General features: G+C 32.2%; 17 protein-coding genes. 9 read left to right on the top strand and 8 right to left on the bottom strand.

Features of this window, described 5'->3' with window-relative positions; translation table 11 throughout:
- Window positions 1-48 precede the first annotated feature (48 nt).
- Both ACZ2G2_RS13125 and ACZ2G2_RS13120 read left to right on the top strand, forming a co-directional pair.
- Window positions 49-1107: a transporter gene (locus ACZ2G2_RS13125; protein ID WP_101202475.1), complete on the top strand. Its 1059-nt coding sequence runs from the start codon at window positions 49-51 to the stop codon at window positions 1105-1107.
- A gap of 15 nt (window positions 1108-1122) precedes the next feature.
- The gene (locus ACZ2G2_RS13120) at window positions 1123-2244 is read left to right on the top strand and encodes a GTP cyclohydrolase (protein ID WP_281846511.1); all 1122 of its coding nucleotides are present in this window, start codon (window positions 1123-1125) and stop codon (window positions 2242-2244) included.
- A gap of 57 nt (window positions 2245-2301) precedes the next feature.
- Here the strand turns inward: ACZ2G2_RS13120 and ACZ2G2_RS13115 are convergent, their stop codons facing one another.
- The 3 genes from ACZ2G2_RS13115 to ACZ2G2_RS13105 all read right to left on the bottom strand — a co-directional run bounded on the left by ACZ2G2_RS13115 (window position 2302) and on the right by ACZ2G2_RS13105 (window position 6922).
- Window positions 2302-3561: an aminotransferase class I/II-fold pyridoxal phosphate-dependent enzyme gene (locus tag ACZ2G2_RS13115; protein WP_090838403.1), complete on the bottom strand. Its 1260-nt coding sequence runs from the start codon at window positions 3559-3561 to the stop codon at window positions 2302-2304.
- Between the two features lie 183 nt (window positions 3562-3744).
- Window positions 3745-4785, bottom strand: coding sequence for a PLP-dependent cysteine synthase family protein (locus tag ACZ2G2_RS13110; RefSeq protein ID WP_470392599.1), 1041 nt, complete (start codon window positions 4783-4785; stop codon window positions 3745-3747).
- A gap of 73 nt (window positions 4786-4858) precedes the next feature.
- Window positions 4859-6922, bottom strand: coding sequence for a S9 family peptidase (locus ACZ2G2_RS13105; RefSeq protein WP_470392598.1), 2064 nt, complete (start codon window positions 6920-6922; stop codon window positions 4859-4861).
- Window positions 6923-7061: 139 nt separating this feature from the next.
- On the opposite strand from ACZ2G2_RS13105, the gene ACZ2G2_RS13100 reads away from it, so the two are divergent.
- Window positions 7062-7382 carry a YbaB/EbfC family nucleoid-associated protein gene (locus ACZ2G2_RS13100; protein WP_470392596.1) on the top strand — a complete coding sequence of 107 codons (321 nt, stop codon included), beginning with the start codon at window positions 7062-7064 and terminating at the stop codon, window positions 7380-7382.
- A 72-nt stretch (window positions 7383-7454) separates the two neighbouring features.
- On the opposite strand, the gene ACZ2G2_RS13095 is transcribed toward ACZ2G2_RS13100, so the two are convergent.
- Together ACZ2G2_RS13095 and ACZ2G2_RS13090 are read right to left on the bottom strand one after the other, a co-directional pair.
- Entirely contained in the window at window positions 7455-9686 is a 2232-nt protein-coding gene (locus tag ACZ2G2_RS13095) for an OmpA family protein (protein WP_470392594.1), read from the bottom strand.
- A 212-nt stretch (window positions 9687-9898) separates the two neighbouring features.
- A complete protein-coding gene (locus ACZ2G2_RS13090; RefSeq protein WP_470392592.1) occupies window positions 9899-10918 on the bottom strand; it encodes a threonine aldolase family protein in 1020 nt (339 codons plus the stop codon).
- A 101-nt stretch (window positions 10919-11019) separates the two neighbouring features.
- Between ACZ2G2_RS13090 and prfB the strand changes: the two genes are divergently transcribed.
- The 4 genes from prfB to ACZ2G2_RS13070 all read left to right on the top strand — a co-directional run bounded on the left by prfB (window position 11020) and on the right by ACZ2G2_RS13070 (window position 15409).
- Window positions 11020-12130 (top strand): peptide chain release factor 2 gene (prfB, locus tag ACZ2G2_RS13085; protein WP_143067787.1). Its coding sequence is split into 2 segments (ribosomal slippage): window positions 11020-11082 and window positions 11084-12130, totalling 1110 coding nucleotides; the frame shifts between segments, so codons are not numbered across the junction.
- 3 nt (window positions 12131-12133) lie between these two features.
- Window positions 12134-12475 carry an arsenate reductase (glutaredoxin) gene (gene arsC, locus ACZ2G2_RS13080; protein WP_470392590.1) on the top strand — a complete coding sequence of 114 codons (342 nt, stop codon included), beginning with the start codon at window positions 12134-12136 and terminating at the stop codon, window positions 12473-12475.
- Window positions 12476-12522: 47 nt separating this feature from the next.
- Window positions 12523-12903, top strand: a complete 381-nt coding sequence (locus tag ACZ2G2_RS13075) for an ArsC/Spx/MgsR family protein (protein WP_470392588.1) — start codon at window positions 12523-12525, stop codon at window positions 12901-12903.
- Between the two features lie 85 nt (window positions 12904-12988).
- Window positions 12989-15409 (top strand): TonB-dependent receptor, encoded by a 2421-nt coding sequence (locus tag ACZ2G2_RS13070; RefSeq protein WP_470392587.1) that lies wholly within the window; start codon window positions 12989-12991, stop codon window positions 15407-15409.
- Window positions 15410-15554: 145 nt separating this feature from the next.
- On the opposite strand, the gene ACZ2G2_RS13065 is transcribed toward ACZ2G2_RS13070, so the two are convergent.
- Window positions 15555-15728, bottom strand: coding sequence for a hypothetical protein (locus ACZ2G2_RS13065; RefSeq protein WP_177183510.1), 174 nt, complete (start codon window positions 15726-15728; stop codon window positions 15555-15557).
- Window positions 15729-15835: 107 nt separating this feature from the next.
- On the bottom strand, window positions 15836-17452 hold the full coding sequence (locus ACZ2G2_RS13060; protein WP_470392586.1) for a sensor histidine kinase: 1617 nt from the start codon (window positions 17450-17452) through the stop codon (window positions 15836-15838).
- A gap of 229 nt (window positions 17453-17681) precedes the next feature.
- Here ACZ2G2_RS13060 and fumC point away from each other — a divergent pair, with 229 nt between their 5' ends.
- Window positions 17682-19079, top strand: a complete 1398-nt coding sequence (fumC, locus tag ACZ2G2_RS13055; protein WP_090838427.1) for a class II fumarate hydratase — start codon at window positions 17682-17684, stop codon at window positions 19077-19079.
- A gap of 150 nt (window positions 19080-19229) precedes the next feature.
- Here fumC and ACZ2G2_RS13050 read toward each other — a convergent pair whose 3' ends face one another.
- The gene (locus ACZ2G2_RS13050) at window positions 19230-19757 is read right to left on the bottom strand and encodes a Crp/Fnr family transcriptional regulator (protein ID WP_177183511.1); all 528 of its coding nucleotides are present in this window, start codon (window positions 19755-19757) and stop codon (window positions 19230-19232) included.
- Between the two features lie 221 nt (window positions 19758-19978).
- Between ACZ2G2_RS13050 and hutI the strand changes: the two genes are divergently transcribed.
- Window positions 19979-21214 (top strand): imidazolonepropionase, encoded by a 1236-nt coding sequence (gene hutI / locus ACZ2G2_RS13045; protein WP_470392584.1) that lies wholly within the window; start codon window positions 19979-19981, stop codon window positions 21212-21214.
- The last annotated feature ends 125 nt before the right edge of the window (window positions 21215-21339 follow it).

Below are 21339 nucleotides of genomic sequence, written 5' to 3'. Positions count from 1 at the left end.
TACTTAAAAAAAATATAAAATCTTATATTTGACTTTAAACAATAATATATGCTTAACCCAAAATTAATATTGCAGTATATTCTGCTATTAGCAAGTATCACTGCTACTGCCCAATATACAGATGTCATAAATTCTAACAGACCTGGAGTATCTAGAAGTGCTTTTGCTGTGGGAAAAAATGTAGCTCAACTGGAAGTTGGTCCTTATATAGTTAAAGAAGAACATACGCCACTAAAAAATGAAGTTTCAGGATTTGGAATTGACTTTGCGGCACGTTATGGTTTGGTTTGGGAGCAATTAGAATTAAATATTGAAGGAAGTTACCAAAATGACACCTTTACTGATAACCGCTCTTCTGCATTTCCTGTAGAATCAGACCGTGCTAATTTTAGATATTTGACAGTAGGTGCTAAATATTTGGTTTACGATCCTTATAAAAAAAGAGGTGAAGAAAAACCAAATTTATATAGCTACCATGCAAACAAGAAATTTAAATGGAGTAATTTAATACCAGCAGTTGCCGTATATGTGGGAGTTAACTATGATGCTGACAATAACAGTTATGTTCCTTATAGCAACCCGTTTACAAGTCCTAATTACGAAGGTGGTTTTACACCTAAAGTAATGATTGCTACTCAAAACAACTTTAGCAGTGGATGGGTATTAGTAACCAATTTTTCTAAAGACAGAATTGGATCAGATTTTTCTGATTTTGAATATATAGTAACATTAACTAAAGCCATTAATCAACAATGGGTGTTATTTGGAGAAACGCAAGGGATTAAAAGTGACTACTACGCAGATAACTTATTTAGATTTGGTGGTGCCTATTTATGGAATAAAGATTTCCAATTAGATACAGCAGTGACTTTTAATACTAAAGACACACCTTCTGTATTTGGTGTAAACTTTGGTGCCTCTTACCGTTTAGATTTTCATAAAGATCCTGAAGCAGACAAAGACAACGGGACTGATGCTTTAGAAGAATACGAAAGAAGAGCAAATAAGAAAAAGAAGAAGAAAAAAGATGGAGACCCTGATACTCCAGAAGATTCAGGAAAACGAAAAAAAGAAACTCAAGAAATTGATTTCGATGACGAAAATTAACCCTTTCTTTTTTATATGATTACAACCAAAAAAGTAGTTTCAAAAGCAGATTACAAAGCATTTGTTAAATTTCCATTCGATATATATAAAGATTCCAAGTATTGGGTTCCTCCTATTATTAGCCAAGAATTAGCTACGTTTGATGCTAAAAAAAACCCAATCTTTAATGATGCTGAAGCCACATTGTTTTTAGCTTATAAAGACAATAAAATTGTAGGGCGTATAGCTGCCATAATAAACTGGCTAGAAGTAAAAGATCAGAACATCAAAAAAATGCGTTTTGGTTGGTTTGATTTTATTGATGACCAAGACGTCAGTAAAGCACTGTTAGAAGAGGTTTACAGTATAGGAAAAGCAAATAGCTTAGTTTACACAGAAGGTCCTGTAGGATTTTCTAATTTAGATAAAGTTGGTGTTATTACTGAAGGATTTGATACTGTTGGAAACATGATAACGTGGTATAATCACCCCTATTATGTTAACCATTATAAAGCACATGGATTTTCTGTTGAAAAAAAATACTCTGAAAATCGCTTTCCTTTTGAAAACGTAAAACCGGAATTTTTCTATAAAGCGCAAGAATTAATCAAGCGTCGCTATCAGTTAACTGCTTTAGATTTGAAAAAAACATCTGAAGTTATGCCATACGTAGATCAGATGTTTGATTTATTTAATGATAGCTATGCATCTTTGTCATCCTTTGTGGCTATTACAGACATTCAAAAGGAATATTTTAAAAAGAAATTTATCAGTTTTATAAATCCAGAGTACATAAAGTTTGTACTAGATAAAGATAAAAAGCTAGTTGCTTTTGCGGTCGTAATGCCAAGATTTGCAAGTGCATTAAAACAGATGAATGGTAAACTTTTTCCTTTAGGGTTTTTGAAGTTACTAAAAGCTAAAAAAGAAAGTAAAGATGTTATGTTTTACTTAATTGGTGTACATCCTGATTATCAAAATAAGGGTGTCCATGCTGTTATTTTTAATGAATACTATAACACATTTACTGAAAAAGGTATACAAACCTGTTACAGAACACCAGAACTAGAAGATAATGAAGCTATACATAAAATATGGAAGCATTTTGATCCAGAAGTATATATTAGACGTTGTACCTTCAAAAAGGAACTACACTAAAACAAAAAATCCGATTCTTACGAATCGGATTTTTTTATATATAATATTTATTACTTCTTATTCTCCCATTGCTTTTATTAAAGCAGCAGACATACGTTTGTAAGTTCCGTTTTCTAGACGTTCTCTAATCGCATCAAAAGCATCTAAAGTAACTGTTACATCTTCTAATGTATGCGTTGCAGTAGGAATCATTCTTAATAAAATTAATCCTTTTGGTATTACTGGATACACTACAATAGAACAGAATATTCCGTAATTTTCTCTTAAGTCTCTAACTAAAGCCATCGCTTCAGGAATACTTCCGTTTAAATATACTGGAGTTACACAACTTTGTGTTGTTCCGATATCAAAACCACGTGATTTAAGACCTGACTGTAATGCATCTACAATTTTCCATAAGTTTTGTTTTAACTCAGGCATTGTACGTAACATATCTAAACGTTTTAATGCTCCAACAACCAATTGCATTTGCAATGACTTAGCAAACATTTGAGAACGTAAGTTATATTTTAAATAATCAATAATTTCTTGATCAGCAGCAATAAAAGCACCTGTACTTGCTAAAGACTTTGCAAACGTTGCAAAATAAACGTCAATATCATCCTGTACACCTTGCTCTTCACCAGCTCCTGCTCCAGTCTTACCTAAAGTACCAAAACCATGTGCATCATCAACAAAAAGTCTAAAGTTAAATTTCTCTTTTAAAGCAACAATTTCTTTTAAACGACCTTGCTCTCCTCTCATACCAAAAACACCTTCAGAAATCACTAAGATTCCTCCTCCAGTTGTCTCTGCCATTTTAGTAGCACGTTCTAAGTTTTTTTCCAAACTTTCCATGTCGTTATGCTTGTACGTAAAACGTTTACCGTGGTGTAATCTTACACCATCAATAATACATGCATGTGCATCAACATCATAAACAATAATATCATCTTTACTAACTAGAGCATCTACAGTAGATACCATACCTTGGTAACCAAAGTTTAATAAATATGCTGCTTCTTTCTGTACAAAAGTTGCTAGTTCGTTTTGTAACTGCTCATGTAATTCTGTATGACCCGACATCATTCTTGCTCCCATTGGGTAAGCTGATCCGTACTGTGCTGCAGCTTCTGCATCCACTTTACGAACTTCAGGATGATTTGCTAATCCTAAATAATCATTGATACTCCAAGTGATAACTTCCTTTCCTTGAAATTTCATACGATTAGAAATTTCTCCTTCTAATTTAGGAAACACAAAATAACCTTCTGCTTGCGCAGCCCATTTACCTAGTGGTCCTTTGTCCTTGTATATTTTTTCAAATAAATCTTTCATTGTAAAACGCGATTTTTAAGCTATTATTTGCGAAATAATTGGCTTAAGCTATTATAATTTAGTTAGATAATACAAAATTAGGCATTTTTATTATACGTGCATAATAAATAGCCTAACTGTTATTAACAAAAAAGTTAACTCTAATTATATTAAAGTTAACTTTTTATATGTTTATTGTAATAATTACTTTACATATTGAATGCTTTGAGCAGCAGCTTCATTTTTACTATCAAAAAAGCCTTGTTCACTCATCCATTTATCACTGTATATTTTACTCATATAACGTGATCCGTGGTCAGGAAAAATAACAACAATGTTGTCTGTCTCCTTGAATTCATTTAATTCGTTTAACTGCTTTAAAGCTTGCATCGCAGCTCCAGAAGTGTATCCTACAAACAAACCTTCTGTTTGAGCCAATTCTCTTGCTGTGTGTGCGCTTTCTTCATCAGATACTTTGATAAACTTATCAATACTATCAAAATCTGTAGCTGTTGGAATTAAGTTTTTACCTAAACCTTCAATTCTGTATGGATAAATCTCTTTATCGTCAAACTCTCTAGTTTCGTGATATTTTTTTAGTACAGAACCAAATGCATCTACACCAATAATCTTGATGTTTGGATTTTGTTCTTTTAAATATTTAGCTGTACCAGAAATAGTTCCTCCTGTACCGCTACATGCTACTAAATGTGTTATCTCCCCACCTGTTTGGTTCCAAATTTCTGGACCAGTAGACTTGTAATGTGCATCTATATTTAACTGATTAAAATACTGGTTAATGTAAACAGAACCTTTAATCTCGTCGTGCAAACGTTTTGCAACTTGATAATAACTTCTAGGATCATCCGCACTTACGTTTGCTGGGCAAACATACACCTTAGCTCCCATGTTTTTTAACATGTCTATTTTATCTGCAGAAGATTTAGAACTTACAGCTAATATACAGTCGTATCCTTTAATTACGCTAACCATAGCAATACTAAATCCTGTATTACCAGAAGTCGTTTCTATAATTGTATCGCCAGGTTTAAGGATACCCTGCTTTTCTGCTTGCTCAATAATATATAGTGCAATTCTATCTTTAGAAGAATGACCAGGATTAAAAGCCTCTACCTTTGCTAGGTAATTTCCTTTAAATTCTGATGTAATTTTTTTTAGTTTTATCATTGGCGTATCACCAATTAAATCTAATACGCTATCAAAAACTTGTTTCTTTTGTTTCATAAATGCTATTTAAAAGCTACTTATTTTTTTGATTTTAAAAATCAAACCGTGCAAAAATAAGCATTTTTTTTCATTATTTATTTATTCCTTCTAAATCAAATATAAATGCATACTCTAAAGCCACCTCTTTTAAAGCCTCAAAACGACCAGAAGCACCACCGTGACCGGCTTCCATGTCTGTTTTTAACAATAATAAATTAGCGTCTGTTTTTAACTCTCTTAATTTTGCAACCCATTTTGCAGGCTCCCAGTATTGTACTTGCGAGTCATGTAAACCTGTTGTTACTAATAAATTTGGATACGCTTTAGCTTCTATATTATCATAAGGTGAATATGATTTCATATAATCATAATAAGGTTTATCATTTGGGTTTCCCCACTCATCATACTCTCCTGTTGTTAACGGAATAGAATCATCTAACATTGTAGTTACAACATCTACAAATGGTACTGCAGCAATAACTCCGTTGTATAATTCTGGATTCATATTAATTATAGCTCCCATTAACAGTCCTCCTGCACTACCCCCCATGGCATATAGATGTTGCTTAGACGTATAGTTTTGTTCTATTAAATGTTTTGAGCAATCAATAAAATCTGTAAAAGTATTTTTCTTGGTTAACAACTTACCGTTTTCATACCAAGGTCTACCTAAATATTCACTTCCTCTAATATGTGCAATAACATATATAAAGCCTCTATCAAGTAAGCTTAATCTAATTGTAGAAAAATAGGGGTCTATTGTAGAGCCATAAGAGCCATAAGCATATTGTAATACTGGGTTATTACCGTTAAGCTCTGTGTCTTTTCTATATACTACAGACATTGGGATTTTCTCCCCATCTCTAGCTGTTGCCCAAATACGTTCTGAGGTATAATTGTCTTTATCAAAGTTCTGATCAAGTACTTGTTGTTCTTTTTTAACTGTTTTAATCCTTGTAATAAAATTATAGTCTATAACAGAACTCGGCGTTGTTAAAGAATTATAACCATAACGTAAAAATTCGCTATCAAAATCAGGATTATTACCAATTAATGCGGTGTACGTTTCATTTTCAAAATCTAAATAGTAATCTTCCTTACCATTCCAACTAATAATACGTAGTTGATTTAATCCGTTCTCTCTTTCGTTAACTACTAAATAGTCTTTAAAAATTTCGATATCTTCTAACAAAACATCAGATCTATGTGGCAAAACGTCGACCCAATTATCACTGCTAGTATCCAATTCGCTAGTTTTTTGAAGCTTAAAATTTGTTGCACCATCTTTGTTGGTAATAACATAAAAATTATCTTCAAAATGCGCAATAGAATATTCTAAATCACGCGTACGTGCATTAAAAATTCTAAAATCACCATCTGGATTATCTGCTTCTAAAATGCTATATTCTGTAGTTAATGTACTAGAGCTTCCAATAACTAAATACTTTTTAGATTTTGTTTTATAAACGTATGTATTAAAGGTCTCATCCTCTTCGTTAAAAATTAAAACATCTTGTAAGGATTCAGTTCCTAGTTTATGTTTAAAAATTTTGTCAGATCGTAATGTAACTTCATCTTTTTGACTGTAAAACAAAGTCTTATTATCATTAGCCCATGTTGCACCTCCAGATGTGTTTTCTATTTTATCTGAATATATTTCACCTGTAATAAGATTCTTTACATAAATGGTATACTGTCTTCTACTTACGGTATCTACAGCATAAGCTGCTAATGTATTATCTGTGCAGATAGAAATACCACCCAACTTAAAGTAACTAAATCCTTCCGCCATTGTATTACAGTCAAACATGACTTCTTCATCCGCCTCTAAACTATCTTTTTTTCTAGTATAAATTGGATAATCTTTTCCTTCTTCAAATCTAGTAATATACCAATACCCATTTTGTTTATATGGCACACTTTGGTCGTCTTCTTTTATTCTAGCCTTCATTTCGTCAAAAAGAGACTTTTGAAATGGCTCTGTATGTTTTAAAACAGAATCTGTATAACTATTTTCTGCATTTAAGTAATCTATTACTTCTTGATCTTCTCTTTGGTTTAGCCAATAATAATTATCTATTCTCGTGTCATCATGTATGGTTAATTCCTTTTTTACTTTTTTTGCTACAGGAGGCACTATATTACTTTTAGTCATACTTTTTTCTATTTAATGGGATACTACAAATGTAAAACTTAATATAATTAGCAAAAACAGTTTTTTCATATTTAATTAAAATGAATTTATAAACATTCATTTTAATAAATTTGCACAATTAATTTTAAAACTATTAGAAATGTTTGGAGACCTTAAGGGTATGATGGGTAAATTAAAAGAAACCCAACAAAAAGTAGAAAGCACTAAAAAAAGATTGGATACTGTTTTAATAGATCAAAACAGTACTGATAATTTATTACAGGTAACAATAACTGCTAACCGTGAAATTAAATCTATTACTATTAGTGATGATTTATTAAATGATAAAGAACAGCTAGAAGATTATCTGATTTTAACACTTAACAAGGCTATTGCAAAAGCAACTGAGATTAATGATACTGAGATTGCTGCTGTTACTAAAGAAGGAATGCCTAACATTCCAGGAATGGATTTGTTTTAATAAACAAATCCTTATTAAAACAAAAAAGGAAGCCAAATTGGCTTCCTTTTTTTATATAAAAGTATATACTAATTAGTTAGCATTGATAACTCTAAATTGAGTACGTCTGTTTGCTAAGTGCTCTCTTTCTGTACAAGAAACACCATCAGAACATCTGTTTGCTAATCTAGCTTCACCATATCCATTAGATACAATTCTTGAAGAATTGATTCCTTTTGTGATTAAGTAGTTAGTTACAGCTTGAGCTCTTCTTTCAGATAAAGATCTGTTAGATTCTTTAGAACCTCTTGAATCAGTATGAGAAGCAATCTCTACAGATACTCCACTAGCCAATACAGGTAATAATTTAGCATCAATTTCAGATTTAGCAGCTGCTGTTAAAGAAGCAGAACCTAAATTCCAGTTTATGTTTAAGTCGTTATATTCAACGATTTTACAATCAACCTCAGTCCAAGTAGTTAATCCACCTTTTTTCTGTAATACTTCTTTCGTTACTGTTTTGTTAACAGCAGGAACAGTAGTTTCTTCTACTCTAGCATCACTAGCTAAAACTGTACGCTTTAAAGTTGCAGTTTTTTGAGCAACAGCGATAACTCTAGTTGTAGGAGGTGTAGTCATAACAGTACGCTTCATTGTAGTACTTACTGCAGGAATTGCAACAACTCTAGTAGACTCAGGAGTAATGTTAGTTTTTCTGATTGTTGTAGACTTAGAAGGTACATCAATAGCTCTCGTTGTAGGAGGTGTTGCCATTACAGTACGTTTCATAGTTTTAGTTACAGCAGGAATCTCAGATACTCTAGTAGTAGCTGGCTCTAATACAACTGTACGTGTCATAGTTTTTGTAACAGCAGGAATTGCAATAACTCTTGTTGTTGGAGGTGTAACCATTACTGATCTAGTAACTTCTTTAGTTACAGCAGGTACATCTACAACTCTTGTTGTTGGAGGTGTAACCATAACTCTTCTTGTTACATCTTTAGTTACAGCAGGAATATCAATTACTCTAGTTGTAGCTGGAGATACTAATACTGTTTTCTTGATTGTTTTTTCAACAGAAGGAATTTCAATAACTCTAGATGTTGGAGGTGTAGTCATTACTGTTTTCTTAACTGTTTTAGTAACAGCAGGAATATCAATTACTCTAGTTGTTGCTGGAGTTTGAACTACACGTCTTGTGTAAGTACCCATACCACAATCAGAAGCATTGTTTGTTCCTTGATCACATCCTGGCTTAGTCATTACTTGCGCATCAGAAGCTAATTCAGTTGTGTTAATTGTAATGTTTTGAGATGGTACATTTTTGTAACACCAGTATCTACAATCGTTAGGATCACTTGAAGCACAATCAGCAGCAGGTGTATCACTCATACCCCATTTAGCTGTAGCTGGCTTTACTTCGATAGTTTGGTAACCAGAAGTAAATTTAGCAGGCACTACAGATAAAGTAGAACCAAATTCTTGTTTCTTGTAAGATAACGTTTCAGTTCCCCATTTTGCAGGAATAACTTCTAAACGTTGAGCAGCGTCTTTAACAACAACTTCTACAGTTTCAGTACCATATTGAGCAGGAACTAAACTTAATCTAGAAGAAGCTGGTTGTACTAATACAGTTACATTTTCAGTTGTCCATTTTGCAGGAACAACTTCTAAACGTTGACCAGCAGCTTGTACTACTACAGTCTCAGTTCTAGTTTCGTATTGTGCAGGTACAGTTTGTAACTTAGTATAAGCAGCTTGTACTAATACAGTTTCAGTTCTGTTTTCGTACTGTGCAGGAACCAACTCTAAACGTTGACCAGCCTCTTGTACTACAACCTCAAAACTTTCAGACCCTAATTTAGCAGGAACTACAGATAAAGTTTGACCAGCTTCAGCTGTAACAACTTCAAAAGTTTCGTTTGCATACTTAGCAGGTACTACTGCTAATTCTTGGTAAGAAGGTTGGATTGTCATTTCTTCAGTAGTTGTATCCGTAGATCCAGCTACTTTTTCTAATCTCTGTGACGCTCCTTGAGTAACAACTTCAAAAGTTTGTGTCTCATACTGTGCAGGTACAACAGATAATTCTTGTCCAGCAGATTGAGTTACAACTTCTTCGTTTTCTGTTCTGTACTGTGCAGGAACCACGCTTAATTTCTTGTAAGCTGGTGCAACCTGAACTGTAATGTCTTGGTTAACCCATACATCAGGAGTTACACAACGTACGTAACATTTCCCTGGCTCAGGATTTGTAGGTAAATCTTGTGCAAAAACTGCTGAGCAGACTACAAAAGATAAAATTGTTAGTAATACTTTTTTCATTTTTGTTAATTTAAATTGTTATTTATTAAAATATATAGCCGAACTAATAACGACTGTTCACTAATTTGATGCAAAAAAAACACATATCTGACTATTCTCGGTATTTATTCTTAAAATTGAGTTAACATTTCGATAAAGTGTGTTAAATTTCCGTTTAAAAACACTTGTTTTTACACTATTAGATTCTGCATAACAACTCTAGTAAAAAAAAATTACAAATTATTGATAATCTCTAACACCCTATCATGCTGGTTATCAAAATAATCCAAGTGCGTTACCAGCCTTAATTTGTTACTTCCCATTCCAATTAATTTAATATTTTTAGCAGAAAACAGCTCTATAAATTGGTTTTCTGAGTATTTTTTATTAAGCTCAAATATGACAATATTAGTTTCAACAGGTTCTACCTTTTTAACAAAAGAAGACGTTAATAATGCGTCCCCTAATTCCCTTGCTTTTTTATGGTCTTCTGCCAATCTTTCAATATTATTATCCAAAGCGTATAATCCCGCAGCAGCTAGAAAACCACCTTGTCGCATACCTCCACCTAAAATTTTTCTAATTCGGAGTGCTTTTTTCATAATTTGCTCATCCCCTACTAAAACGGATCCTATTGGACACCCTAAACCTTTACTTAAACAGACAGATATCGTATCAAACGCATCTCCGTATTGTTGTGTCGTTTCGTTTTTTTCTACTAATGCATTCCAAAGTCGTGCACCATCTAAATGAAATCCTAAGTTATGATCTTGACAAACTTGTTTTACTTTTAAAACTTCTTGAAAATCCCAACAAGCACCTCCTCCTTTATTTGTAGTATTTTCAATTTCCACCAACGTTGTTAATGGACTATGGTAAAATTCTGGAGGATTTATAGCCTCAATTACCTGCTGCGCTGTAAACATCCCTCTGTTCCCATCAAGTAAATTACATGATATACCACTATTAAAAGAGGCACCTCCACCTTCGTAATTATATATATGTGCATATTTATCACATATTACTTGATCTCCTGGATTAGTATGTAATTTAAGTGCGGTTTGATTAGCCATTGTCCCTGTTGGAAAAAACATAGCATGAGACTTACCAAACATGTCGGCAACTTTTGACTCTAATGCATTTATAGTTTCGTCTTCTTTATAAACATCATCACCAACATTGGCATGCATCATGGCATCCAACATTCCTGGACTTGGTTTAGTAACCGTGTCACTTCTTAAATCTATAATCATCTTAATTCTTATTTTTCAGCATAAATCTATTAAAAATAGTTGGCAAATATTTTTAAATGTTAGTATTAATTCTATTTTTGTTAGATACGCAAACCTAATATATGATCACTTCAGAAAACATTAAAGATCTTAATACACGCCTTAATTTGTTAAGGCAATATCTTTGACATTGATGCTAAGCTAATTGCACTTCAAAACGAAGAAGAACAAACCTTTGATCCTAGCTTTTGGAATGATTCAAAAAGCGCTGAGCTAGTAATGAAATCCATTAGAGAAAAGAAAAAATGGATTAATGACTACAACCAATCTAAAATACTTGTTGAAGATTTAGAAGTTATATACGAATTCTATAAAGAAGATGAAGCCACTTTATCTGACGTAGAAAACAGATATAATAAAGCCTTATCCTTAATTGAGGATCTTGAGTTTAGAAATATGTTGTCAGAACCTGGAGACAATTTAAGTGCCGTATTACAAATTACAGCTGGAGCTGGTGGTACAGAAAGTTGTGATTGGGCAAACATGTTGATGCGCATGTATTTAATGTATGCCGAAAAAAATGGATTCAAGGTCAAAGAGCTTAACTTTCAAGAAGGTGATGTTACTGGTATCAAAACGGTTACTTTAGAAATTGAAGGCGAATTTGCTTTTGGTTGGTTAAAAGGCGAAAATGGCGTCCATAGATTGGTGCGTATCTCTCCTTTTGATAGTAATGCAAAAAGACACACTAGTTTTGCCTCCGTATATGTATATCCTTTAGTAGATGATACTATTGAGATTGAAATAAACCCAGCTGATATAGAAATTACTACTGCCCGATCAAGTGGTGCCGGTGGACAAAATGTAAATAAAGTTGAAACTAAAGTACAACTAACACACAAGCCGTCTGGTATACAAATATCATGTTCTGAGACACGATCACAACACGATAACAGATCTCGAGCTATGCAAATGTTAAAGTCTCAATTGTACGAAATTGAGTTGCAAAAACAATTAGCACAACGCGATGATATTGAAGCCGGAAAAATGAAAATTGAATGGGGTAGTCAAATTAGAAACTATGTATTACACCCTTACAAACTAATTAAAGATGTAAGAAGTAGCCATGAAACAGGAAATGTTGATGCTGTTTTAGATGGTAATATAGAACCCTTTTTAAAAGCCTATTTAATGATGATGGGACAGCAAGAAACAGATAACCAAAACCTATAAAAAATGATTAAAATATACCATAATCCTAGATGCAGCAAATCTAGACAAGGGTTACAGTTATTAGAAGACTCTAATCAAGAGTTTGAAATTATTAAATATTTAGACCATCCATTATCAAAAGCTCAATTATTAGAAATAATCAAGCTTTTAGATATTACGCCAATGGAATTGGTAAGAAAAAATGAAGCCATTTGGAAAGAAAACTACAAAACAAAAACACTTACGGATAATCAAATAATTGATGCGTTAGTCACATATCCAAAGCTAATAGAAAGACCTATTGTTGTTAATAATAACAAAGCAGTAATAGGCAGACCAACAGAGTTAATTCAAACAATATTGTAATATAAGTTCTTAGCAATTAATAGCAACTAAAATTTTCCCTTAAACTAATGATAGTAATATATCACAATCCTGAGTCTACAGGCTCAAACGCTTGCCTTGAAATACTAGAAACACATAAAAACGATAGTCAAGTTATAAAATATCAAGACAAACCGTTAGATAAAATCAAGTTTACCAAAATAATAAAACTTTTAAATGTAAAACCTGAAGAATTAATTAGAAAAGAAAGTAAAACGTGGATAGATAACTTCAAGCCTCTTGTAGATGAGGGACACAAGTTTAATGACGACAGCTTAATAGATATCATGATCGAGTATCAAGATATTATAGAACGTCCGATAATTATAAACGGTGAAAAAGCTGTTATCGGAGATCCTCCAAAACGCATATTTGATATCGTACAGCAAGAAAATGCGCCTTTAAAATAAGGCGCATTTTTTATTTAACAAACCTTTAACCAATCCCCTTTAAACCTATCGGTATTTTTGAGGTCATACTTACAAACCAAAACTTATGACAAAAAATATTATTACCGTTTGCTTGCTCTTTTTAGCATTAAATACAGCATTTGCACAAAGTGGAGCTGATGACAAGGTAACTATTACAGGAAAAATTTTAGAAAAGGACACCAATGCACCTTTAGAATATGCAACGGTTGTATTTAAAAATGCTAAAAATCCAACAGATGTTTCAGGAGGTATTACAGATGGTACTGGTAACTACTCCATTGAAATAAACAAAGGAACTTATAATATTAGTTTTGAGTATATCGGTTTTAAAACCGAAACAATTCCTAACAAAACAATTACTGCTGACCAGAATTTAAAAACGCAGTATTTATTTATGGATGCGGAAGCATTAGATGAAGTTGAAATTGTTGCTGAAAAAACGACAGTACAAATTAGATTAGATAAAAAAATATATAACGTTGGTAAGGATTTAACCGTGCGTGGCGGAACCGTAAGTGATGTTTTAGATAACGTCCCTTCTGTTTCGGTGGATGTGGAAGGTAATGTCGCTTTACGCGGAAATGATAACGTGCGCATCTTGATTAACGGAAAACCATCAGGTTTAGTTGGTTTAAATTCGACTGACGCTTTAAGACAACTACCAGCCGAATCTATAGAACGTGTCGAAGTAATTACATCGCCATCCGCAAGATATGAGTCGGAAGGAACTGCAGGAATATTAAACATCATTCTTAAACGTAGTAAGTTAGAAGGTTTAAATGGTGCAATAACAACTAATGTTGGTTACAATCCGTCTGCAGGAATTAATGGTAACATTAATTACAGAACTGGAGACATCAATATATTTAATACTACAGGTTATAGCTACAGAGAAGCACCTGGTAACTCCTCTTCTTCTACTCAATACGTATCTACAGGAAACTTTTTAGATGAAACTAACGAATTTGATAGAATTAGAAAAGGACTTACTACTAATTTTGGTGTAGAATGGTATGTCAATGATTCTGCTTCTTTAACTGCTTCTTTCTTGTATAGAAATAGTGATGACGAAAACAACACGACTAACTTATTACAACAATTTGATTCTGATAAAAACTTACTATCTACAACGGTACGTTTAGACCCAGAATTTGAAGAGGACAAAACAATGCAGTACGCATTAAACTTTCAGAAAAATTTCAAAGAAAGTGGTCATGTTTTTACTTTTGATTTTCAATATGAAAAAAGTTCAGAAGACGAAAACTCTTTAGTAAAAGTAGATGATATTACTTCAGAGCGTGTTGCTACTTTAGAAGATCAAACACAAATTTTACTACAAACAGATTATGTACTTCCTATTGGAGAAAACAGTCAATTTGAAGCAGGTTACAGAGGAAACTTTAATACAACGACAACAGATTTTCAAGTAGAGTTTTTAGATACTGATAGTAATCAATTTGCACTAAGTACAGATTTATCTAACGTTTTAAATTTTAGAGAATATTTAAATGCAGTCTACACTCAGTTTGGAAGTAAAATTGGTGACTTTTCATTTTTACTAGGCTTACGTTTAGAAAACACGCAGTTAACTATTGACCAACCAACTACAGGCGATTTCAGTAAAAGAGATTTTACAGGATTATTCCCAACAGTAAATTTAAGTTACGAAATAACGGACAGAGAAAACATTACATTGGGATATGCACGACGTTTACGTCGTCCTAGAGGATTCTTTTTAAACCCATTCCCATCAAGATCTAGTGTTACTAATTATTTCCAAGGTAACCCTAACTTAAACCCTAGTTATTCAGGACAATTTGATTTAGGATACTTAAAACGTTTTGGTAAATTCACATTTAATTCATCTTTATACTATTCTCATGCTACAGACGCTTTTAACTATGTAAGTTTTGATACTGGAGAAACAGCTATTGTAAATGGAGAAGAATTACCAATCATACAACGTACACCTATTAATTTAGCTACGGAAGATAGATATGGATTTGAATTCACTTTAACTTACAGTCCTTCTAAAAAATGGAGAGTAAACGGAAACTTTAACTTTTTTCAAAACGACACTAAAGGAGATACTCCAAATGGTTTATCCTTAGACAACACAAATACAAGCTGGTTTGCTAGATTAAGCAATAAGTATACGTTACCTGGAGAAATTGATTGGCAAACTAATCTAAATTATAGAGGTCCAAGTGAAGATGCTCAAAATAAATCAGAAGGTATCTTTACAACTACTATGGCATTGAGTAAAGATTTATTTGGAGACAGAGCGTCAATAGCGCTTAATGTAAACGATTTATTTAACAGTAGAAAAAGACAGCAGACTACTACTACTCCTACTTATGATGCTTATAGCGAGTTTCAATGGAGAGAACGTAGCTTTAATTTAGCCTTTACATATCGATTCAATCAGAAAAAGAAACGATCACAACGCGGTAGTTACGGAGATGGTGATGATTTTGAAGGTTAATAGTTAAAATACAATTAATAAAAAAGGAGCAAGTAATTAAATACTTGCTCCTTTTTTTATGTACCAAATTAAATAACAAAGTACTACTCACAAAAAAAAGGAAAACTCTTTCGAATTTCCCTTTTTTAATATACTATTTGAAAGCTTATGCGCTATGATTAGCTTTTTTCTCTTCTTTAATTTCGTTTAAACGCTCAATTACACTTCCTCCAATCCAGTAAGGAATAACAAAAGTGATTAAAAATATCATCAACCAAAACCCTATGGTTAAGATAGTTAAAAATGCTAAAAAGCCTAAATATTGGTCAAATTCGAACATAATGCGTTTAATTTCTTGTTTATTGTTATGGCAAAGATAAAGTAAAGTTGTTTTTTATCCAATACAAAGTTAAAATTTATTAACAGACTTGTTAATAATTTTCCGACCTACGCCTTGAAACTTTTTTCTAATGGTTTAAAATAGATAATAAAAGTGCTATCCGGCGACTTATTGTACTCCAATCGCCCTCCTAATTGCTCCGTTAAAATTGTAATTAATTGCATTCCTAAAGTTTTTGCACTTTTAAAATCAAAATTATCGGCTAATCCTTTACCGTAATCTTTATATATCAATTTATAGAATGACTCTTCTTTAATAATTTCAATTCGTAATTTATTATTACGTCCTTCTCTAAAAGTATGCTTAAAAGAATTTGTAACCAATTCGTTAATTATTAATCCCAAATCCGAAGAGGTGTCACCATCAAAGTACAACTCTTGAATTATAACAATTTCTTTTTGTAACTCTAATGCTTTATACTTTACAGTATCCTCAACATACATCAATAATTGCTCTATATACTCCTTTGTATTTACTTCCTTTAAAGTCGCATTTGCATAAAGTTTTTCATGTACAAGAGACATTGATTGTATTCGGTTTTGACTATCTCTTAAAGCCTTTTTAATATTTTCATCTTCATACTCATCCTCTTGCATTAATAAAATACCAGACACCATTTGCATGTTGTTTTTTATCCTGTGGTGAATCTCTTTTATCAAGGTCTGAATTTTAAGCAAGTTACCCTCCAACGCTTTATTTTTATCAAGAACTAAATCGTTAGCATCATGTAAACTATTATTTAAGGCTCTGTTTTTAAGAAACTGATATAATGATAACAACACTAAAAGAGAAATTAAAGCATACCAAGCATAAGCTATATTTGTGCTACTCTTATTCACTAAAGGCTTAACTTTGTAAGCACTACCAATTCTTAATTTTAAACCAAACAACTGTATACTGGAATAGATATAATCACTATCCTTAACATCAAATTTTTTATAATATTCTGCATCTTCGGTAGCATTAAATATTTCAGTATTATTATGGACTGCTTCTCGAGTAAAATCTATCGAATCATTAACAATAAATTTGTGTACATAAGTTTCTGAATCATTGTTTTCATAAAAATAATCCAACAAATACTTCACATTTATAACGGGAGCAACATATCCTAAAATTTCGTTTTTATTATTTCTTGCCGAAAAATCAAACGGAAAACCAGCCCATCCTTCTCTCAAATTTATAGGTGGAAACAATTCGATATCCTCAGACTGCATTAAACGATCTAATGCAGCTATCTTTTTCTTAGAAATAAATGATTTTGTAGAAACACCCTTTAATTTTTTAGGATCAATTTGATTAGGAGTAATTACATATTTAAAAGCATGGTCAATCCCTACATGGCTTATTAAAATCGAATCCTTAAAATTGATATCTTTTAATAAATCGTTAAGATACTTTTGGAGCTGGTATTCATCAGGGAATGTAGCTTCATTTTTAGTATAACTTTTAATAGAAGACACTATCGTTGCATACACTTGCAAACCTGCTTTTGCACTATTTATAGCATTTGCATGCTCCTCTTTAAGTTTTTGTTCTATTTTTTGCTGTTCTAAAGCATTATTGTTATCCAATAGGTTGTGTAATAAAAATACACCTACAAATAAAACTATAAAAACAAGCAAATAATATTTTACATTCTTAATTATCTTATTAAAAATCATGCACTAGGTTAAGTTGCTAATAAAAGATAAAGGTATGTATTTATTCTCAAAGAAATAGGGGTATTTAACACATCTTAAATTATTTCTAATCAATTTTTTACTATTAAAAATTTTACAAAAACACTAACATCAAATACAGTACATTATTTTTTAATTTTATTATCCAAATCTGACAATCTAAAACCTCAAAATTTTGTAATTTTACTGCTATAATTTAATTAATTTTCAGATGGAATACAGAATAGAAAAAGATACCATGGGCGAAGTTAAAGTCCCTTCAGACAAGCTTTGGGGTGCACAAACAGAACGTTCTAGAAATAATTTTAAAATTGGTTTGGCTGCATCAATGCCACTTGAAGTGGTTTATGGTTTTGCTTATCTTAAAAAAGCTGCAGCTTACACAAATTGTGAACTTGGGGTTTTACCTATTGAAAAACGCGATTTGATAGCACAGGTTTGTGACGAAATTTTAAAAGGACAACACGATGATCAATTTCCTTTAGTAATTTGGCAAACAGGTTCTGGGACACAATCTAATATGAATGTTAATGAGGTTATTGCTAACAGAGCACACCAATTAGCCGGTAAAATTGTTGGCGAAGGAGAAAAAACAATCCAACCTAATGATGATGTTAATAAATCACAATCATCAAACGATACGTTCCCTACAGGAATGCATATTGCAGCTTACACAAAAATTGTTAAAACAACCATACCTGGTGTAAAACAATTACGTGATACTTTAAAAAAGAAATCGGATACATTTAAAAACGTAGTAAAAATAGGTCGTACGCATTTAATGGATGCAACACCTTTAACTTTAGGACAAGAGTTTTCTGGTTATGTCTCTCAATTAGACCATGGTATTAAAGCTTTAGAAAATACATTGCCACACTTAAGCGAAATAGCTTTAGGAGGTACAGCTGTAGGTACAGGTTTAAACACACCTAAAGGCTACTCTAAACGTGTTGCAGAATATATAGCAGAATTTACAGGACAACCATTTATTACTGCGCCAAACAAATTTGAAGCTTTAGCTGCACACGATGCTATTGTAGAAAGTCACGGTGCTTTAAAACAATTAGCGGTTTCTTTAAACAAAATAGCTAATGATGTCCGTATGATGGCTTCAGGACCACGTTCTGGAATTGGTGAAATAATTATTCCAGCTAACGAGCCAGGAAGCTCTATCATGCCAGGAAAAGTTAACCCTACACAATGTGAAGCTTTAACAATGGTATGTGCACAAGTTATGGGTAACGATGTTGCTGTAACTGTTGGAGGCACACAAGGACACTATGAGCTTAACGTATTTAAACCAATGATGGCTGCTAACATATTACAATCTGCACAACTTATTGGAGATGCATGTGTTAGTTTTGATATTAATTGTGCTGCAGGTATAGAGCCTAACTACGATGTTATTAAAGAACTTTTAAACAACTCTTTAATGCTTGTAACTGCTTTAAACACTAAAATAGGATATTATAAAGCTGCTGAAATTGCAAATACTGCTCATAAAAACGGTACAACTTTAAAAGTTGAAGCTGTTAATTTAGGCTATGTTACTGCAGAAGATTACGACGAATGGGTAAAACCAGAAAATATGGTTGGTGCATTAAAATAATGTGACAACTCTTATAAAAGTAAAAAACCGGTAAGCTAGCTTATCGGTTTTTTTAGTTAGTTATTAATTTTAATAATAGGGATGGTTTAAATAACCACTGCAAGATTATAACTTATTATATTTATACACATTAACATATGTTAATAAATATTACAATTTTGCCCTTATCCTACTAAGTTGTACTGGCGTAATACTCAAATACTTCGCAATTTGATATTGCGGTATCAAATTATCAATATTCGGAATCATTTTTCTTAGGTTTAAATAACGCGCCTTTCCTCCCATGGTTAATAATTCAATATGCTTTTTATCCTTTTCGCAAATCAAGGTTTCTAAAAATTTAGCATAAAACCCTAGGATTTCAATATTAGATTCGCACAATGCTTTAAACTGAAAATATTCTAAAATATAAATATCACAATCTGTTAGAGCTTCATAAATACTATTTGAAGGCGATTGATTAAGCAAAGCATCAAAAGATGCCAAAATCGTGATAGGCAAAAAAAGTGATTTAGTCACTTCTTTTCCACTTTCTAACCTAACAAAAGAACGCATCACACCTTTATTTAACATATAAATTTTACTTGGCACATCTCCAGAATCAACCAGAATATCTCCTGCTTTTAGCTGTTTGCAACTAGAAGCACCTAACATCTGATCAAATGAGGTTTTAGACATGGGGTAAAATGAAGTTATATAGTTATATATATCATTATAATATTTTTCTCCCTTCTCAAACATATATTTTATTTACTCGTATGCTAAATTATACTATTTATTGGTTGGCCAAAGAAGTTTTCGACGTATGACATGTTAAAATTTAAAACAACTATTCTGACAAGAAGTATTCTGTACTATGCATTTTGTCTATATTTGAATATAAATTAGAGCTTTTTTTTATGTCAATACTTATTACAAATATTCAAGAATTACTGCAGGTAAGAGAGGAAAACACTTTAAAGTTATCTGGAAATCAGATGAAAGAATTACCTACTATTAAAGATGCTTATCTACTAATTGATAATGACACAATTGTTGATTTTGGATCCATGATAGACGTAAGTACCATAAAAGCCGATAAAACAATTGACGCTTCAGGTAAACTAGTTTTACCTACTTGGTGCGACTCTCACACGCATATTGTATACGCTGGAGACCGCTCTCAAGAGTTTGTAGACCGTATCAATGGTTTAAGTTACGAAGACATTGCAAACCGTGGCGGCGGAATTACCAATAGCGCTAAAATACTTCAAAATACAAGTGAAGACGAGCTTTACAACCAATCCATTGCACGTTTAAAAAATGTTATGAAGTTAGGTACAGGAGCAATAGAAATTAAATCCGGTTACGGATTAACACCTGAGGCTGAACTTAAAATGCTGCGCGTAATAAAACGTATTAAAAAAGAATTTCCGTTAAAAGTAAAAGCCACTTTTTTAGGTGCTCATGCATTACCTTTAGAGTACAAAGATAATAAGCAAGGCTATTTAGACCAGATTATTAACGTTATGCTACCTCAAATTGCCAAAGAAAACTTAGCCCAATACATTGACATTTTCTGTGAAAAAGGCTATTTTGACTTAAACGATACAGAACAAATATTAAACGCTGGTAAACACTATAATTTAATACCAAAAATACATGTTAATCAATTTAATGCGTTTGGAGGTATTGCATTAGCGGTTAAGCATAATGCGTTAAGCGTAGATCATTTAGAGCAGTTAAATCCTGAAGATATAAAAGCCTTAAAAGACAGTGATACAATTGCTGTAGCGCTTCCCTCTTGCTCTTATTTTTTAAGCATTCCATATACACCAGGTCGTCAAATAATTGATGCAGGTTTACCATTAGCATTGGCTTCAGATTATAATCCAGGATCTACACCATCAGGAAACATGAACTTTGTTGTAAGTACAGCTTGTATTAAAATGAGATTGACACCAGAAGAAGCTATAAATGCAGCTACAATAAATGGCGCATATGCAATGGGAATATCTAATCAATATGGAAGTATCACCAAAGGAAAAAAAGCCAATTTAATTATTACAAAACCAATCTCAAGTTATAACTATTTACCATATGCTTTTGGAGATAATCATATTGATACTGTTATAATTAACGGACAAGTTATATAGTTTAAACTTATCAAGATTATTATTTATTCTTTTAATTACTAAAGAAGCTTACAAAAGAAAAATTCACGTTAAATTAAACGCATTAAAAAAGCCTGAAAGTAACATACTTTCAGGCTTTTTATGGA

The sequence above is a fragment of the Olleya sp. KKT75 genome (genome assembly GCF_055635485.1).
The sequence above is the reverse complement of the archived record's forward strand: the minus strand, read 5'-3'. Positions and strand labels throughout refer to the sequence as shown.

Bases quoted from the DNA above. Each gene is read 5' to 3' on its own strand.
- ACZ2G2_RS13125 (WP_101202475.1), top strand. From the start codon at position 49: ATGCTTAACCCAAAATTAATATTGCAGTATATTCTGCTATTAGCAAGT.
- ACZ2G2_RS13120 (WP_281846511.1), top strand. From the start codon at position 1,123: ATGATTACAACCAAAAAAGTAGTTTCAAAAGCAGATTACAAAGCATTT.
- ACZ2G2_RS13115 (WP_090838403.1), bottom strand. From the start codon at position 3,561: ATGAAAGATTTATTTGAAAAAATATACAAGGACAAAGGACCACTAGGT.
- ACZ2G2_RS13110 (WP_470392599.1), bottom strand. From the start codon at position 4,785: ATGAAACAAAAGAAACAAGTTTTTGATAGCGTATTAGATTTAATTGGT.
- ACZ2G2_RS13105 (WP_470392598.1), bottom strand. From the start codon at position 6,922: ATGACTAAAAGTAATATAGTGCCTCCTGTAGCAAAAAAAGTAAAAAAG.
- ACZ2G2_RS13100 (WP_470392596.1), top strand. From the start codon at position 7,062: ATGTTTGGAGACCTTAAGGGTATGATGGGTAAATTAAAAGAAACCCAA.
- ACZ2G2_RS13095 (WP_470392594.1), bottom strand. From the start codon at position 9,686: ATGAAAAAAGTATTACTAACAATTTTATCTTTTGTAGTCTGCTCAGCA.
- ACZ2G2_RS13090 (WP_470392592.1), bottom strand. From the start codon at position 10,918: ATGATTATAGATTTAAGAAGTGACACGGTTACTAAACCAAGTCCAGGA.
- arsC (WP_470392590.1), top strand. From the start codon at position 12,134: ATGATTAAAATATACCATAATCCTAGATGCAGCAAATCTAGACAAGGG.
- ACZ2G2_RS13075 (WP_470392588.1), top strand. From the start codon at position 12,523: ATGATAGTAATATATCACAATCCTGAGTCTACAGGCTCAAACGCTTGC.
- ACZ2G2_RS13070 (WP_470392587.1), top strand. From the start codon at position 12,989: ATGACAAAAAATATTATTACCGTTTGCTTGCTCTTTTTAGCATTAAAT.
- ACZ2G2_RS13065 (WP_177183510.1), bottom strand. From the start codon at position 15,728: ATGTTCGAATTTGACCAATATTTAGGCTTTTTAGCATTTTTAACTATC.
- ACZ2G2_RS13060 (WP_470392586.1), bottom strand. From the start codon at position 17,452: ATGATTTTTAATAAGATAATTAAGAATGTAAAATATTATTTGCTTGTT.
- fumC (WP_090838427.1), top strand. From the start codon at position 17,682: ATGGAATACAGAATAGAAAAAGATACCATGGGCGAAGTTAAAGTCCCT.
- ACZ2G2_RS13050 (WP_177183511.1), bottom strand. From the start codon at position 19,757: ATGTCTAAAACCTCATTTGATCAGATGTTAGGTGCTTCTAGTTGCAAA.
- hutI (WP_470392584.1), top strand. From the start codon at position 19,979: ATGTCAATACTTATTACAAATATTCAAGAATTACTGCAGGTAAGAGAG.